We start from the raw sequence: 12037 nt of genomic DNA on the forward strand, positions 1-12037 counted from the left end.
GCGTTCCTCAATATACCCTCCGGCATATACGATTCCGCGAATTTCAACGTCCGGCCATTCACGTGCCGCTATTACCATGTCGGCAATTCTCATGCGATCTGCATTCGGTATCTCGACGGAGTTCAGTGGCAAGCTATCTGCCATGTCTTCCGAGATAGTGCACGCATATCCATAGTGAGTCGCGAGTCCGATCCAGGACGCGAACACAAGAGTGGCGGCTTTCGAAAACGACAACCTCTTGCGCATATTTCGCCTAGTCTTCAAAGCCGACATAGCAGGTGATACTGTCAGCGTTTTTGATCGCTTTTCCAGGGTTGGTTTGCGCCCACAGCGACAATCCCACACTGATGCCGTACATGTCGTCCGTTGAGTCGAACACGTCTGTGAAATGTGTACACTCGTGAATGAGTGTGAACACTTTGTTACCCTTCCACAATTGCGCCTCCGGCGATGTGCATACCGTGCAAGTAATGTTTCGTTGCCTCTGCTGGTCCCATCTGATCACGTTCTCGGGCTTCAAATTCCGGACTACATCAAGCAATTTGGGCAGGCCGACCGTCATCGCGGCGCGAACTTCTTCGCTTGAACTTCCGAACCATTTCTTTGCGCGCGCTTGCTCGCTGTAATCCCATCGGGCAAGCGACTTAATGCGATTATGAGTCAACGTTACGGCCGTGGCGCGGCTCGAAACAAACACGTCCCTAAATTCCCTGTTGGTCATATTCGAGCAGATCGGCGTCGGATCAAGAACCACGTCCACGCACGAATCGGGGCTCGTATTAGTGCAGGCAGTATCGTGGACCGTTATCCATTTGGTGTCTTCTGGCATTCTCAATTGTCTATTCGTAGTTGAAGGCCTGTGCTGATCTGATCGCGGTCCGCTACTGTCGGTCAGAATATTCACCGTCTCCAAGTGATTGCGCCACGTCGAAATAGAGGCGCTTCATCCCGTCAATAGATATGCGCTGCGTCTTTCCGCTCGCGTCCGTGACACCACTCGCAATGGTTGCCTCGTTGAGGCGAACACGATAGCGCACGCCCACGAGGGGGCGGCCTGTCGAATCGGTAAGCGCAAACTGCTCGTCGTGCAGCGTATGTGACCGAATCACGGATTCCGACACTCGCGCGGGGAAAGGCGGTGCGTCGGGCGCACCGTCATCGCACCATGACTCGCCTGCGAGCGTCGCAATGATTCGGGGCGGCGTTGCACAGTTACACAGAACAACGTCGCCGTGCGCGGCTGTTTCGCCCATAAAGTTGACGCGGCGCGGGCCTCCGGTTTTTGCAATTGCGCCTATGCTCTTGCATTGTTCGCAGTACGCGGCGCCGCCTATAAGTGCGACCTGATGGCCTCCATCGGCGCACGTACACATCCGACCTTCGTAATGCACGACATGCCCGCCTGTGTCGAGTTGATCGCCAACGACTGCAATACGACGCAACATGATTGCCCCCTCACTGGCGAGTCAGTTCGGCGCCGTGCTCGTTCACGGGAACGAACACGGTGGAACTGCGCATGTCGCGATGCGGACCATCGTCAATCACGTCGCCGTTATCAAGCGCAACGGGGTTGCCGGCATAGATAGACACGCTGCCTCCGCCGTCCAGGATGACTGCGTCGCTGCCGTCGCCATACGTCACAGCGTCACCAACATCTGTGGCGGGACACTCGCAGACGCGCAATTTACTTCCGCTTGTGGCACATCGGCCGCGCTCGGTCCGCGCTCCGATCATGCCGAGAGCGTACTTAGTGCTTTTACGTTCCTGCTCATGCAACATTTGAATATCCTTACTTTGTGCGGATACACCCGGCCGGCCACGCAACCGGCTCTCGGTCAGCCAACTACGGCTATAACTCGCCGAACATCTTTAGTCTCCGCTAGAGGCGGCTGGAATCGGATAACTCCGAAAAGTGCATGGCATATCCAACCCACAGAGACTCCCCCCAAAACTCGATCCCGCCGGGCAACTGCCTGGCGATCATGTGCCGCGCGCATGCGTGCGCATGGCCCCTTATGCAGTTTGTAATAGACGCTGATCATCAAAATTGCCGCCTCGGTTTCGAGGCGCAGGTCATCGGTGCGGCGATCAACAATTCCGGCCTGCTGACTGGTCGCCTGCATGTCGACTGGTTTGATGCATGCGGCAAGGTGATTTGCGTATCAGAAATCAACGAGAGTCGCATCAGGAGGAACGAATGCGCAGAGGTACAAACCTGTCGCACTCCCGTTGGCACATCGGCTGATGAGATCGGCCTGGGCGTCCGGGCGTCGCGACGTTAAAAAAGTGGGGCCATGTATCGCCTCCTGAATTGTCACAGGCGTGCGCACACGCGATGACTTCGACGACGCAGCAGAACGGGGATACGGGAGTTGCCCGCGAAGTGAAGCAGACACCGCTCGCGAACCACAAAGACGCCCTACGCAACAAACCCAGAAAGGCCGCGCGGCCGAAACCGCCTGACGTGCTGAAGGCAATCAGTGAGGCCACGGGTCCGCCATCACTCGTAGCTGCCAGCAAGCCCGTCACATCTCTCCGCTCGTCCCCCTTCCCCCGAATCTCGCCCACTACCCCCAATTACTTTGCCGTCGCCAACTCCGGCGATTTGCGAGCTTCAGATTCAAACGCAAATCACCTGTCGCGAACACCGCTGAACCCCGCGGCGGCCAGCGAAAAGCACGGTCAAAGGCCTAGTGCAAAGGCCCAAATAAACCGCTAATCTCGACCCCGCACGCTAGCCGAGGGCTGCGCGCAGCGTCGCCAACGCGCACGCGCCGCGCCCGGAAAAACCATAAAAACCAATCACGGCAGCAGCAAGAAAAGCTTCTCTGGAGTACCTCTTGGAAAATTCAGCAACACCGTCAATATCGACCGAAGACTGGGTGGCCCGCAGCCTGCGCGCGGTCTGGCATCCCTGCACGCAGATGAAGCACCACGAGCGCCTTCCGCTCGTGCCGGTCGCGCGCGGTCAAGGCGCGTGGCTGTACGACCGCGCCGGCCATCGTTATCTGGATGCGATCAGTTCGTGGTGGGTGAATCTCTTCGGCCACGCAAACCCGCGGATCAACGCGGCGCTCAAGGACCAACTGGATACGCTCGAGCACGCCATGCTCGCCGGTTGCACGCACGAACCCGCGATCGAACTCGCGGAGCGCCTCGGTGCGCTCACACACGGCACGCTGGGTCACGCGTTCTTCGCGTCGGACGGCGCATCTGCAGTCGAAATTGCGCTCAAGATGAGCTTCCACTCGTGGCGCAATCGCGGTTTCGCCGACAAGCAGGAATTCGTCTGCATCGCGAACAGCTACCACGGCGAAACAATCGGCGCGCTCGGCGTGACCGACGTCGCGCTGTTCAAGGACGCCTACGACCCGCTGATCCGCAACGCGCACGTCGTGGCGTCACCCGACGCGCGTCTTGCGAAACCAGGTGAGACGGCTGCGGACGTCGCACGTCGCGCGCTCGACCATGTACGCGCGCTCTTCGAAGCCCGCGCCACGAAGATCGCGGCGCTGATCGTCGAGCCGCTCGTGCAGTGCGCAGCCGGCATGGCCATGCACGACGCTTCGTATATCGCCGGCCTACGCGCGCTGTGCGATCAATATGGCGTGCATCTAATAGCTGATGAAATCGCCGTTGGCTGCGGACGCACGGGCACCTTCTTCGCGTGCGAACAGGCTGGCATCTGGCCGGACTTTCTGTGCCTCTCCAAAGGGATAAGCGGTGGCTATCTGCCGCTTTCCATCGTGCTCTCGCGCGACGAAATCTTCGAAGCCTTCTATCACGACGACACCGCTCGCGGCTTCTTGCACTCGCATTCGTACACCGGCAATCCGCTCGCGTGCCGCGCAGCGCTCGCCACGCTCGATCTATTCGCGACCGACAACGTGCTCGCAGCCAACGCGCAAAAGTCGGCAAAGCTGATGGCCGCGCTCGCGCCGCTCGCAGAGCATGAACAGGTGCGCAACCTGCGGCAATGCGGCACCATCGTCGCCTTCGACGCGGCAATCGAAAACCCTCAGCATGCCAAAACATTTTCGCGCCGTTTCTTTGAAAACGCGTTGCAACGTGAACTGCTGCTGCGCCCCATTTCGACCACGGTTTATCTGATGCCTCCATACATTCTCGACGACAACGAACTCGCGCTGCTCGCCTCGCGCACTCGCGAAACGTTCGAAGCAACGCTCGTGCAGGTCTGCTAATGCATCTTCTCGACAGACTCTCAGAGGGGCTGAAGGAAATCGACGAACGCGGCCTGCGCCGTCGACGCCGCACGGCCGACACGCCCTGCGCCGCGCACATGACGGTCGACGGCCGCGAGATCATCGGCTTTGCGAGCAATGACTATCTCGGGCTCGCCGCGCATCCGCAACTAATCGCGGCCATTGCCGAAGGCGCGCAACGCTACGGCGCGGGCAGCGGCGGTTCGCATCTGCTTGGCGGCCACTCGCGCGCGCATGCGCAGCTCGAAGACGACCTTGCTGAATTCGTCGGCGGATTCGTGGATACACCGCGCGCGCTCTACTTCAGCACTGGCTACATGGCGAATCTGGCGACGCTCACTGCGCTCGCGGGCCGCGGCACGACGCTCTTCTCCGACGCACTGAATCACGCGTCGCTGATCGACGGCGCCCGTCTATCGCGGGCAGATGTGCAGATCTATCCGCACTGCGATATGGAAGCGCTGAGCGCGATGCTCGACGCGTCGGACGCGGATGTGAAAGCAATCGTCTCCGACACGGTTTTCAGCATGGACGGCGACATCGCACCGCTGCCGCGCCTGCTCGAACTCGCGGAACAGCATGGCGCATGGCTGATCGTCGACGACGCGCATGGTTTCGGCGTGCTCGGTCCGCAAGGCCGCGGCGCCGTCGCAGACGCCGCGTTGCGCTCGCCGAATCTGATTTCCATCGGCACGCTCGGCAAGGCGGCGGGCGTGTCGGGCGCGTTCGTCGCCGCGCACGAGACGGTGATCGAATGGCTCGTACAGCGCGCGCGTCCCTATATTTTCACCACGGCATCCGTGCCCGCGGCAGCGCATGCGGTTTCGGCGAGTCTGCGCATAATCGGCGGCAATGAAGGCGATGAACGCCGCGCGCATTTGCGGCAATTGATCGAACGCACGCGCGCGATGCTCAAAGGCACGCCGTGGATTCCGGTCGATTCGCACACTGCCGTGCAGCCGCTCGTGATCGGCGCGAACGAGGCGACGCTGGATATTGCGGCCTCGCTCGACCGCGCCGGTCTGTGGGTTCCCGCAATCCGTCCGCCGACCGTGCCCACCGGCACATCGCGCTTGCGCATATCGTTGTCAGCCGCGCATTCGCATGCGGATCTCGACCGGCTGGAAGCCGGCTTGCAACAGGCAGGAGCGCAAGCCATATGACCGCCACGAACTCTGCCCTGTCGCTATTCGTCACCGGCACCGATACTGAAATCGGCAAGACGTTCGTCTCTTGCGCACTGTTGCGCGGCTTCGCGCGCGAAGGTCTGCAAGCCGCCGCGATGAAGCCGATCGCTGCGGGCGCGTTCGAACTGAACGGCGAACTGCATAACGAAGACGCGGATCAGCTCGACGCCGCTTCGACCGTGCTGCTGCCGCCCGCGATGCGCACACCGTATCTGCTGAAGGAACCCGCTGCGCCCCAAATCGCGGCCGCGTTGGAGAACGTCGCCCTCGATATCGACCATATCGTCGCTTGCCATGCGCAGGCGTTGACGCGCGCGGACGTCGTGGTAGTGGAAGGTGTCGGCGGTTTCCGCGTACCGTTGACCGCCACACATGACACTGCCGATCTCGCCGTCGCGCTGAAGCTGCCGGTCGTGCTGGTGGTCGGCATGCGACTCGGCTGCATCAGCCACGCGTTGCTCACCGCTGAGGCCATCGCCGCGCGCGGGCTCACGCTTGCTGGCTGGGTAGCGAATCGCGTCGACCCGGACATGACTTTTCCCGACGAAAACATCGCGTCGATCCGCGAACATCTCGCGCGTGAACACGGCGCGCCGTTGCTCGGCATCGTGCCGCATCTGCACCCAACGGCGCCGGAACTCGCGGCTGATCAACTCGACATCAACCGGCTATTGCAGACGCTGCGTGACGCGCAGCGCTGAATCAACCAACACATCCATTCATGAGGATTGAACCCATGACGCAACTGAACATCGCCCCCGCGCGTGCTGAAACGGCCGCGAACAACGCCAATGCGAACGCCAATGCAAACGCCAATGCGAACGCCAACGCCAATGCCAGTGCCAATGTCGATGCAGCGGGCAAGCAGCTCGCGCGCTGGCGCGTTGCCGATATCGTCGCGTTGTATGAACTGCCGTTCAACGACCTGATGTTTCGCGCGCAGCAAACGCATCGCGAGCATTTCGATGCGAACACGGTGCAACTGTCGACACTGCTTTCCATCAAGACCGGTGGCTGCGAAGAAGATTGCGCGTACTGCCCGCAGTCCGTGCATCACGACACGGGCCTGCAAGCCGACAAGCTGATGCCGGTCGACGAAGTGCTCGCCGCCGCGAAGACCGCCAAGGAAAACGGTGCGACGCGCTTCTGCATGGGCGCCGCGTGGCGCAATCCGAAAGACCGGCACCTCGAGCCGATCAAGGACATGATTCGGGGCGTGAAGGCGATGGGTCTGGAAACCTGCGTGACGCTCGGCATGCTCGAAACGCATCAGGCGCAGCAATTGCGCGAAGCAGGCCTCGACTACTACAACCACAACCTCGACACGTCGCCGGAGTTCTACGGACAGATCATTTCGACGCGCACTTATCAGGACCGTCTCGACACGCTTGAACGCGTGCGCGACGCCGGCATCAACGTGTGCTGCGGCGGCATCGTTGGACTGGGCGAGTCGCGCCGCGAACGTGCTGGCCTCATCGCGCAACTGGCGAACATGGACCCGTATCCGGAATCGGTGCCCATCAACAATCTGGTGCAAGTGGAAGGCACGCCGCTGACAGGCACTGAATCGATCGATCCGTTCGAATTCGTTCGGACGATTGCGATTGCGCGCATCACCATGCCGCGCGCGATGGTGCGCCTGTCGGCCGGTCGCGAGCAGATGGACGAAGCGTTGCAGGCAATGTGCTTCCTCGCAGGCGCGAATTCAATTTTCTACGGCGATCAGTTGCTCACCACGAGCAATCCGCAAGCGGAAGCTGACCGCAAGCTACTCGAACGCCTCGGTAGTCGCGCCGAGGCCGCGCAGCACATGCCGCTCGATAAGAGCGGCTGCGAGCATGGTTGCGAACACGAGCAACCGGCACAGGCCGCGACGAACTAAGTACACTGCTGCGCGCCGTAAATGCCGCGCAATGAAAAAGGCCGCTTCAATATGAAGCGGCCTTTTTTTATCTTCAGTCCGAATAGTTACTTCTTGTCGACGATGATCTGATCGAACGTTCCGCCGTCCGAGAAATGCGTTTGCTGCGCTTTCTGCCAGCTGCCGAACATTTCTTCGACGGTGAATGTCTTGATCGGCTTGAACTCGGCGGCGTGCTTCGCGAGTACGTTCTTGTCACGCGGACGCAGATGATGTTGGGCGATGATCTCCTGCGCGGCCGGCGACCACAGATAGTCCAGGTAAGCCTGCGCCTCCTTGCGCGTGCCGCGCTTGTCGACCACTTTGTCGACGATCGATACCGGCGGCGCCGCAAGCAGGCTCACCGACGGATAGACCGCTTCGAAATTGCCCGCGCCCACGCCGGTATTCATCAGCGCGACTTCGTTTTCGAATGTCACCAGCACATCGCCGATGCCGCGTTGCGTGAACGTGGTCGTTGCGCCGCGGCCGCCCGTGTCGAGCACCGGCACGTTCTTGAAGATCGCTTTTTCGAAGTCGAGCGCCTGTGCGTCGCTGCCGCCATGCTGCTTGCGATATCCCCACGCGGCCAGATACGTATAACGCCCGTTGCCCGAAGTTTTCGGATTTGCGATCACCACTTGCACGCCGGGCTTCGCCAGATCATCCCAGTCCTTGATGTGCTTCGGATTGCCCTTGCGCACGAGGAACACCATCGTGGTCGTGTACGGTGCGCTGTCGTCCGGCAGACGCGTGCGCCAGTTGGCGGGGACCAGTTGGCCCTTTTCCGCGAGCAGGTCGATGTCGTTCGGCTGATTCATCGTCACGACGTCCGCCTGCAAACCCTGCAATACCGACAACGCCTGCGCGCTCGACGCGCCATGCGACTGGCGAATCGATACGCTCTCGCCGCTCTTCTGTTTGTACGCGGCGATGAAGCCGGCATTGATGTCCTTGTACAACTCGCGCGTCACGTCGTACGACACGTTCATCAACGACGTCTCCGCGTGCGCTGCCGACACGCCGCCGAGCGCCAGCGCGGCTGCCGTAAAACCGGCCGCCAGCCAGCGCGTTGTCCCCGTCCTGTATGCCATGTTGTCCCCGCTATCGATGATAAAAACCTGTGGCCGCGCAATTGCGCGGCGTGAAGCGGGATTCTAGCGGATCGCCTGTGCGGGCCGCGGCCGAAGTCGGGGCGCGCGATAGTCGCCGCATGCCGGGCATCGAGCGGCGCACGATAAGAAGCCGAACGGGTCTGCCGAACAAACGGGCCAGAACCAGCGCGTCAAACCAGCGCCTGCTGCCCAACCTCGAACGCTTCGTCGCGAAAGCGCAGCGGCGCCGCGCAATGCACCAATGTGTCGACGAAATACTTCGCCCTCGGCCACGGGCCGAACCCGGCTGCGGTGTTGATGTGCCCAGCGTCGCCCAGATTGACGAACGCACTGCCGAAGCGCTGCGCGAGTTCGCGAGCGCCGGCGAGCGGCATCCACGGATCGGTTTCACTGCCGATCAGAATGGACGGAACGCCGACACGCCGCGCCTCGAACGGTCCGGCGAAAGCGAATTTCTGCGGGCTTGCGGGTGCAACGAACAGCACGCCGACTACCTCGTTGGCATACGACGCCTGCTGCAACGCGTGCGCAGCCGCGAGGCAGCCGAAGCTATGCGCGGCGAGCACGAACGGCCCGCGTTCACGCGCGAGCAGTTCGCGCAGCGAGTTCGCCCAACCTGCGACGTCCGGTGCGTCCCAGTCGGCCTGCTCGACGCGCAACGACCGCGCGAACTGGCGCTCAAGCCAGGTTTGCCAATGTGCGCCCTCGCTGCCGTGCAGGCCGGGAACGGTCACGAGCCGCGGCGGCCACGGCGCTGTGGTGCATGAAAGCATGTCTGTCCCTCGCTACGGGAAACCGGGAGGTCATTGTCCCGCCGCGCGGCGCGTGGACGAACCAAGTTTTTGTGCTTTGTTTATGGAGTGCTTCTCAGGAACGGGCGGCGCGCTCGCCCGCGACGCGCACGGTCGTGCGCAACCGCGCGGGATTGCCGGCGAAAAAGTAGAATGAAGCCTATCCATAAAAGGAGGAGCCCTCATGTTGCCAGCGTCGTGCGCCGCGCCGCAGCCGCCGGAAGCCTCGCAGCCATGCTGCCGCGCATCTCGCGCGAAGCGGCGCGATCGCGCATTCAAAGGCGACGCCGCATGAAAATCCTCTTTTACATGCCGAACGCCGAAGCCGCCGCCTGGCTGCACGACTTCGCCCGCGCGCTGCCGGAGGCCGATCTGCGCGAATGGCAGCCCGGCGACACCGCGCCCGCCGATTTTGCCGTCGTATGGCGCCCGCCTCGCGACATGCTGGCCGGCCGCACCGATCTGCGGGCGATCTTCAATCTGGGTGCGGGCGTCGACGCGATCCTCGCGCTCGAACGCGAGCAGCCCGGCACGTTGCCCGCCAACGCGCAGTTGATCCGTCTCGAAGACAGCGGCATGGCGTCGCAAATGGCCGAATACGTAACGCACGCGGTGCTGCGCTATCTGCGGCGTTTCGACGAATATCAGACGCTGCAACGCGAGGGTCGCTGGCAAGTACTCGATCCGCATCCGCGCGAGACGTTCACGGTGGGTGTGCTCGGACTCGGCGTGCTCGGCGCACATGTCGCACAAGCTGTCGCCGCGTTCGGCATGCCGGTGCGCGGTTATAGCCGTAGCGCGCGGCAGGTCGAAGGCATCACGACGTTTGCTGGCGCGGCGCAATTCGACGCGTTTCTCGACGGCGTGAAGGTGCTCGTGAATCTGCTGCCGCATACGCCGGATACCGCCGACGTGCTCGGCGCGCGCACGTTTTCGCGGCTTGAACGTGGCGCGTATCTGATCAACGTTGCACGCGGTGCGCATCTCGTGGAAGCAGATCTGCTCGACGCGCTGGCAAGCGGTCAACTGGCCGCGGCCACGCTCGACGTGTTCCGCGAGGAACCGTTGCCCGCCGATCACCCGTTCTGGCAGGAGCCGCGCATCACCATTACGCCGCACATCTCCGCGCTTACGTTGCGCGAAGAAAGCGTCGCGCAGATCGCGGAAAAAATGCTGGCGCTGGAGCGCGGGGAAGCGGTCGGGGGCGTGGTGGACATCGAACGCGGATATTGACATCGTCGAATTGCATGAGCAGGAGCAGGTGCCAAACCGCCAACTCCAATCGACTACTGTGTATGAGGAGACAATCATGGCCGTACCGAAGCAAGTGAAAATCGTCGAAGTGGGCCCGCGCGACGGCCTGCAGAACGAGAAGGAGTTCGTCCCGACCGCCACGAAGATCGAACTGATCAACCGGCTCTCCGCAGCGGGATTTCGCAACGTCGAAGCGGCGTCGTTCGTGTCGCCAAAATGGGTTCCGCAGATGGCCGACGGCGCGGAAGTCATGTCCGGCATCGAGCGCCGCCCCGGCACCATCTATTCGGTGCTCACGCCTAATCTGCGCGGCTTCGAAGGCGCGCTTGCCGCGCGCGCGGACGAGATCGTGATTTTCGGCGCCGCGAGCGAAGCGTTCTCGCAGAAGAACATCAACTGCAGCATCGCAGAAAGTATCGAACGATTCGCGCCGGTCGCGCAGGCAGCCAAGGAGCACGGCCTGCGCATTCGCGGCAGCGTGTCGTGTGCGCTCGGTTGTCCGTATCAAGGCGAGGTGCCGGTCGCGTCGGTGGTCGACGTGGTGCAACGCTTTGCAGCGCTCGGCTGCGACGAAATCGACATCGCCGATACGATTGGCGTGGGCACGCCGAAGCGCACGCGCGAAGTCTTCGAAGCGGTGACGCAGGTGTTTCCGCGCGAGCGTCTGTCCGGGCACTTTCACGACACGTATGGCCAGGCGCTGGCCAACATCTACGCGGCGCTGCAGGAAGGCATCGAAATCTATCACGCGTCGGTAGCGGGGCTCGGCGGCTGTCCGTATGCGAAGGGCGCAACCGGCAACGTCGCGACCGAAGACGTGCTGTATCTGATGAACGGCCTCGGTATCGAGACCGGCATCGACCTTGCTCAAGTCGTGGCAATCGGCGATTTCATTTCCACGTCGATCGGTCGGCCGAACGTTTCGCGCGCGGGCAAGGCGCTGCTCGCGAAGGCGCGCAGCGAAGCGGCCAACTGCGTTTGAGCCTACGTCGAACATCTTCCTCAAGACATTGCCGGACACCAGACTATCAGGACCTGACACGATGACGGACCACGCTTCTCTCGACCCGGACGATCTCGCCGCATTACCGGACTCTGCACGCCGCGTTGCACTGCTGCTGCGCGAGCGCGGACACAGTGGCCGGATCGTTATGCTGCCGGAGACCGGCAAGACTTCAGCCGAAGCCGCCGCCGGCCTTGGCTGTTCAGTCGCGCAGATCGCAAAGTCAATCCTGTTTCGCCGTCGCGAAGACGATGCGCCGGTGCTGGTGGTTGCAAGCGGCGCGAATCGCGTCGATGAAAAGAAGGTGGCGGCGCAGGTCGGCGACATCGGCCGCGCCGACGCGAAGTTCGTCCGCGAAAAGACCGGCTATGCAATTGGCGGCGTGTGTCCGGTCGGTCATGCGGTCGAACCGGTCACGCTGATCGATGAAGACCTGCTCGCGCTGGACAGCCTGTGGGCGGCGGCCGGACACCCGCATGCGGTGTTCAATCTGAGCGCGCAGGAACTGGTTGCATTGACGGGCGCGCCGGTAGTCGACGTGGCGCTGCGCGAGACGGCCTGACG

General features: G+C 62.2%; 12 protein-coding genes. 8 read left to right on the forward strand and 4 right to left on the reverse strand.

The window, feature by feature from the left end:
- Nucleotides 1-253: 253 nt before the first annotated feature.
- Nucleotides 254-760: a M35 family metallo-endopeptidase gene (locus tag SB753_RS20200; RefSeq protein WP_410801496.1), complete on the reverse strand. Its 507-nt coding sequence runs from the start codon at nucleotides 758-760 to the stop codon at nucleotides 254-256.
- Nucleotides 761-1455: 695 nt separating this feature from the next.
- Complete coding sequence (locus SB753_RS20205; RefSeq protein WP_310065887.1) at nucleotides 1456-1590, reverse strand: hypothetical protein; 135 nt, start codon at nucleotides 1588-1590, stop codon at nucleotides 1456-1458.
- 326 nt (nucleotides 1591-1916) lie between these two features.
- Here SB753_RS20205 and SB753_RS20210 point away from each other — a divergent pair, with 326 nt between their 5' ends.
- The 5 genes from SB753_RS20210 to bioB all read left to right on the forward strand — a co-directional run bounded on the left by SB753_RS20210 (nucleotide 1917) and on the right by bioB (nucleotide 7292).
- Nucleotides 1917-2282: a hypothetical protein gene (locus tag SB753_RS20210; protein WP_204522707.1), complete on the forward strand. Its 366-nt coding sequence runs from the start codon at nucleotides 1917-1919 to the stop codon at nucleotides 2280-2282.
- Between the two features lie 558 nt (nucleotides 2283-2840).
- Nucleotides 2841-4202, forward strand: coding sequence for an adenosylmethionine--8-amino-7-oxononanoate transaminase (gene bioA, locus SB753_RS20215; RefSeq protein ID WP_410801498.1), 1362 nt, complete (start codon nucleotides 2841-2843; stop codon nucleotides 4200-4202).
- On the forward strand, nucleotides 4202-5386 hold the full coding sequence (gene bioF / locus SB753_RS20220; RefSeq protein ID WP_410801500.1) for an 8-amino-7-oxononanoate synthase: 1185 nt from the start codon (nucleotides 4202-4204) through the stop codon (nucleotides 5384-5386). Before bioA ends, bioF begins: the two co-directional genes overlap by 1 nt.
- Complete coding sequence (gene bioD, locus SB753_RS20225) at nucleotides 5383-6111, forward strand: dethiobiotin synthase (RefSeq protein ID WP_410801502.1); 729 nt, start codon at nucleotides 5383-5385, stop codon at nucleotides 6109-6111. Before bioF ends, bioD begins: the two co-directional genes overlap by 4 nt.
- Nucleotides 6112-6146: 35 nt before the next feature.
- On the forward strand, nucleotides 6147-7292 hold the full coding sequence (bioB, locus tag SB753_RS20230) for a biotin synthase BioB (RefSeq protein ID WP_410801504.1): 1146 nt from the start codon (nucleotides 6147-6149) through the stop codon (nucleotides 7290-7292).
- 86 nt (nucleotides 7293-7378) lie between these two features.
- Here bioB and SB753_RS20235 read toward each other — a convergent pair whose 3' ends face one another.
- Complete coding sequence (locus SB753_RS20235; RefSeq protein WP_020067134.1) at nucleotides 7379-8404, reverse strand: sulfate ABC transporter substrate-binding protein; 1026 nt, start codon at nucleotides 8402-8404, stop codon at nucleotides 7379-7381.
- 191 nt (nucleotides 8405-8595) lie between these two features.
- Complete coding sequence (locus SB753_RS20240) at nucleotides 8596-9198, reverse strand: RBBP9/YdeN family alpha/beta hydrolase (RefSeq protein ID WP_088173236.1); 603 nt, start codon at nucleotides 9196-9198, stop codon at nucleotides 8596-8598.
- A gap of 309 nt (nucleotides 9199-9507) precedes the next feature.
- Here SB753_RS20240 and SB753_RS20245 point away from each other — a divergent pair, with 309 nt between their 5' ends.
- From SB753_RS20245 to SB753_RS20255, 3 genes are all read left to right on the forward strand, one after another.
- On the forward strand, nucleotides 9508-10449 hold the full coding sequence (locus SB753_RS20245; protein ID WP_410801506.1) for a 2-hydroxyacid dehydrogenase: 942 nt from the start codon (nucleotides 9508-9510) through the stop codon (nucleotides 10447-10449).
- A gap of 76 nt (nucleotides 10450-10525) precedes the next feature.
- On the forward strand, nucleotides 10526-11452 hold the full coding sequence (locus SB753_RS20250) for a hydroxymethylglutaryl-CoA lyase (protein ID WP_020067139.1): 927 nt from the start codon (nucleotides 10526-10528) through the stop codon (nucleotides 11450-11452).
- 61 nt (nucleotides 11453-11513) lie between these two features.
- Nucleotides 11514-12035 carry a YbaK/EbsC family protein gene (locus SB753_RS20255; protein WP_410801508.1) on the forward strand — a complete coding sequence of 174 codons (522 nt, stop codon included), beginning with the start codon at nucleotides 11514-11516 and terminating at the stop codon, nucleotides 12033-12035.
- Nucleotides 12036-12037 lie beyond the last annotated feature (2 nt).

This window comes from Paraburkholderia sp. SIMBA_053 (assembly GCF_046534895.1).
In the GTDB taxonomy this organism is placed as follows: Bacteria; Pseudomonadota; Gammaproteobacteria; order Burkholderiales; family Burkholderiaceae; genus Paraburkholderia; species Paraburkholderia caledonica.